Below are 4,482 nucleotides of genomic sequence, written 5' to 3'. Positions count from 1 at the left end.
AAAACAGACCCTAATTATCGATTAATGGATTTGTCAAGTTGATTCCCAGCCTTCAACTTGACAGCGCCTATTGTCTGCGGCACGGAATGCTTGTGTGGGAATGCTTGGTTACGGCGTTGCCACTTATCGGGACTGGCGTCAAAGCGGCATTTACCTGTGATGGCTTATATGCTTCGTATTTTCTTTATTATCCGGGCGCCATTGGTTATATCCTGCAAGCTGATATTGTCATGTACTGGTAAAACCAATAGCCGGTGAAGGAAGGATATTGCGTTAGGTAACCGTCCATTCCCGGGGTGATAATCCGAGAAAACCGGATAACACGTAATTGGTTTCAGTTCATATCGGTATGGATCAGTCAGGAATTCTCTAGCAGCGAGTTCCTCCGCAAACCGCACCCCATCCGTATCGTCATCAAAAAGCATGATGCAGGCATAAGGGGCACTCGTACCGCTATCAGCGACCTGAATCGGTGCGAGATGTTTTACACCAGATAGATGTTCTTCCCACGCCACGCATAACTCCTGGCGCCGTGATAGATAGCTGGCAAGGTTACGGATGGCGTTCATCCCCGCAATAGCCTGGAATCCAGACAGTTTGTAATTCACACCAAACTGATTACCGTACGCCTTACCGTCAAAACCGAGTCTAATAAATGCCCGCAGGCGTTCGGCGATATCAGCATCGTTGGTTGTAATAAAACCACCTTCGCCCGTTGATAGCAGCTTGTACTCGTGAGTGCTAAAGCAACCAATTCGACCTTTTAATCCTTCCCGTCCACAGGGCGTTGACGCGCCCAGAGACTGTGCGGCATCTTCCAAAATCGGAACGTTAAACCTTTCAGAAAGTGACAGCATTGCTTTTGACGTACCGGGATTTCCCCACATTCCACAGGCGATGACCACTTTCAGACCCTTTTCCATCTCGCGTTCCAGTTGCTTCGGATCCATACAAAAGCTATCGCCATCGGAATCAATAACAACGGGTATAGCACCTAGCTGAACGACCGGCACTACTGTCATCACGGCACATATCGCTGGTACGGCGACACGACAACCTTTACCGATGCCCATAGCTACCAATCCGGCATGAATCGCCGCAGTCCCTGACGAGACGGCGATAACGTGATTGACCTGGAAATACGTTTCCAGCATTTTCTCGTATTCACGCACCACAGTGGAAGTGCCAGAATAGTCGCGGTATGTCAGCAGACTGCTCCTGTATGCCTCTGCTGTCTGGTCAGTGATGAGTTGAGGGCCAGTCGACTTAATCATTATGAGTGCTCCATCCCCACTCAAGGTAGGGCTCTGTTCCATCACCTGCCAAAGAAAGAAACACGGGAACGATATAATCCATTAGGTCAATATCAGGGCCCATCGGAGACATGAATCTTATTGCACTGCATTTATGTGGTTCGGTATTGACGGGTTGCCCCTGCCAGTTGGTCGCTTCCATAAACACGTCGATGACCCGACGATCTGCGGTTCTTCGGTGCATCATAGAATGAAATATCCAGTCCGTTTCCAAGACGGACAGACCAGTCTCTTCTTTTAACTCGCGACTGGCTGCCGTGGTTAAAGATTCTTTTTCATCAACGTGCCCGGCTGGGAACGACCATTTTCCATCAGCATAGCCGGTGTTTGCCCGCCGGAGCATAAGCACATGATTGCCATTGCGGACGATGCAGTAAATCGCCAGATAGGGGCGTTCGCGTTCGATAGTCATTTAACTGACCTTCCCGTGTTCATTTTTTGTGTAATTCCCATAGCAACAATTGAAACGACGATTAGTACCTCACCATTCATCTGAATCGGACTCCCTGAATAGCCGAAGAAGGGCAGCGATATCAGCGTTACGACCACGGGCGACAGCGCACGTAGCGCGGTAGCAACATGAAAATCAATGGTTCCTGCTGATTTGATGTAGGCAAACATTGAGTAGAATATAAATGCGGCACTCAATACGATGTAAATTATCCCATGAATCGCAATCTCGCTGAAGGGCCATCCCTTTTGACTAACGGATAAGCAACCAAGCAGTATCAGAAGACAAAAACCGTTGGTTCCCAGAGGTACACAGGGATGGATATCTGTCGGTTTCTTTTTCAAAACGGCGTAATTAAGTGCAAAAAGTAGTGAAGAAAGCAGCGTAAGCATCACCGCCTCGAAGGTGACGCTCCCTGCGGCGGCAGGCAGCGACGAAAGTACTACCCCTGTGATGCAAGCCAGCAACACGAAAAGCTTTGTCGTTGTCAGTTTTTCGCGGAACCATAGCACTGATATAAGCGTGCCGAAAATGATGTAGCTGCGCGCAACAAAGGAGTGCGTTCCTGGCGTCAATTTTTCCAGCCCTTTATAGAAACACCAAGTACCGAGCGAATTGAATAGAGCCGAAGCCAAACCATTCCGGGAGCAGAGATATTGGGCCAATTCGCTTACGCGAGCATACATTAACGCGAGAGAAATAAATGTCAGGGCGTAGATCGCGAGAAACGCGTTTTCACTGACCTGGTTAAGGGCGAGCTTAGCCAACAGCACAGAGAGTGCATTCAGAAGGACGGAAATAAGCTGACAATACATGAATCACCACAAGTAGTTTTTCATGATACGTGTAATTTTGCTGATGATGATTTTTTTCTTGTGCAGGGATGAGGGGGAACGCCCTCGTGCAAGATCGTGGTGTACATGTAGCGACCAGTCGCTACGGCTTCTCAGGTAATCGGTGGCGTAGTGAATCGGGGAATAGGTAACCTGCGAGCACGTCCGAACGTTGTAGCGATGGATCTCGCGGGCAATAAAGGCGATTTCGTTGTCAATTGACTCTACACCGCACTGCGCCAAATGCTGACGCTGTTGAAATGTTTCTTCTATGATCGTAGGAACTGACGCGTGGACACCAATCAAACCGTTGTCATTAAACTGTGCCATGCTGTTTTTTAACGTGATGGAGGGGCCGAGCCTTGTCAAACAACTGTACGTGTGGAACTGCGACGGTGTGAAAATTTTATCGTAGATATCGGAAGGCACTGTAAGTGCGCCCAGTTTACCGAAGTAAATGATTTCAGCAGGTCGAAAATTCTCGCAAATAGAACGCGCGATGCTCCCAGAAAGTCGGCCCCAGAAACTGAACTTACAGCCGAGGAAAACCACATTATTCTTCGCTTTCCAGCACATGTAAAAATCGTTTTCTTCAAACGAAATGATCTTGTCATGCATATCGGCAATTAACAAATCACAGCAACCGATGACAATTTGGCTACCCCGCGCGATATCGAGTTTATTTAGACCAGTCATGGCCGGATAACGACGATCGTTGAGAATATCATATCTAATCGTAATCAGATCCTGCGGACTTGATATTCGGGCTTTAAGGTAATGCAGTACCAGTGATGAGAAATGACGAATATAATCATAGCCGGATGGAATGCGAAGGATGACGGACTCATGTTGATCATCATCAACATGAGTATGCCAAGTGGGCCTTAAGCTATTAACCACTCTGTGGGTCTTCCTGTAACTAAAGTCAATTTGGTTCGGCAAAAATCTATCGCTTCCTTGGTTCTCCACTACGAGGCGGATGCGATTCGCGGCAACATGCTCCAGTAAGTCGGCGGGAAGTTTTTGCTCTACATACCGTTCAAGGCTATGCGACATGGTGTGTTCAAGTGCGTAAGACACTGGAATTTTATGAATCGGAATTTGACCTGTCCGCATAGAAATAAATCAAACTTTTTAAACATGATAGTGAAAGAGGTTCTCTCGCGATAGCGCTGTTGGGTTAGAGAAATCTTTCCACCGTCTCATCACGTTAGCCGACAAACTGCGGCTTCATCGTCCCGCAGCAAGCGCAACGCTCCGTCCATGTTGCCCGTCAAGAAGCTCAGTAGAATCAGCCAGGGCAGCGCTGCTACTGCCCAGAGATGACTTGGTCGCGTCCGGCGGCAAGAATCCAATGGAATTTCAAGCCCAATTACGGTCGATCGCGCACTTTCACCGTAATAGGCCCGACGACGAAGCGCGAAGTGCTGTGGGATCGGGCCAAAACATCAGCAAAAGCTTGCGTGCGACGCGCACCGCGAAAGCAAAGCGTCTTTAAGCTCAGAGCGTCGAGGAGAAGAGTCGCGCGTAAACAGGACAGAACCGAGGCACTTTTGAAGAGCATGCCCTTCTGAGGCCTCAGACCGATGATTGATAGCGCACCGACTGTTCAAACGTTGGCCGCTTGGTCGCGCGAACCAGAATTGATGACCGCTCGATGGGAGGATGGCAGCAGAATATTTACGTTTCATAGGCTTCTCTTGATTGAGTCGCAGCCGTACCAAAAAAGGGGGCAGTGATTCAGATTTGAGGGGCATTAGTCTGACCTATACTGCCCTAAAACGCAACCTGACAGTTACCATGCCTCGATTTCACGTACAGCAGAAAATTTGCTAATTTCTGTTTGTACGGAGGTTCGAATGTCAGAGAAGCTAGGGCCGGTATA

Annotated in this window: 4 protein-coding genes; all 4 read right to left on the bottom strand. The window is 48.5% G+C overall.

From position 1 onward, the window contains the following. Nucleotides 1–164: 164 nt before the first annotated feature. From QCE79_RS38850 to QCE79_RS38835, 4 genes are read right to left on the bottom strand one after another with little or no spacing between them, the layout of a single operon-like run. Complete coding sequence (locus QCE79_RS38850; RefSeq protein WP_309854413.1) at nt 165–1,274, bottom strand: DegT/DnrJ/EryC1/StrS family aminotransferase; 1,110 nt, start codon at nt 1,272–1,274, stop codon at nt 165–167. Then, a complete protein-coding gene (locus QCE79_RS38845) occupies nt 1,267–1,725 on the bottom strand; it encodes an NUDIX domain-containing protein (RefSeq protein ID WP_309854410.1) in 459 nt (152 codons plus the stop codon). The genes QCE79_RS38850 and QCE79_RS38845 overlap by 8 nt, the downstream gene beginning before the upstream one ends. Continuing rightward, complete coding sequence (locus QCE79_RS38840) at nt 1,722–2,579, bottom strand: DMT family transporter (RefSeq protein ID WP_309854407.1); 858 nt, start codon at nt 2,577–2,579, stop codon at nt 1,722–1,724. The genes QCE79_RS38845 and QCE79_RS38840 overlap by 4 nt, the downstream gene beginning before the upstream one ends. Before the next feature lie 3 nt (nt 2,580–2,582). Continuing rightward, on the bottom strand, nt 2,583–3,653 hold the full coding sequence (locus tag QCE79_RS38835) for a hypothetical protein (RefSeq protein WP_309854404.1): 1,071 nt from the start codon (nt 3,651–3,653) through the stop codon (nt 2,583–2,585). Nucleotides 3,654–4,482: the final 829 nt, after the last annotated feature.

Source organism: Caballeronia sp. LZ003, from assembly GCF_031451465.1.
In the GTDB taxonomy this organism is placed as follows: domain Bacteria; phylum Pseudomonadota; class Gammaproteobacteria; order Burkholderiales; family Burkholderiaceae; genus Caballeronia.
Note: the sequence above shows the minus strand (reverse complement) of the source record. Positions and strands in the feature narration are given on the sequence as shown.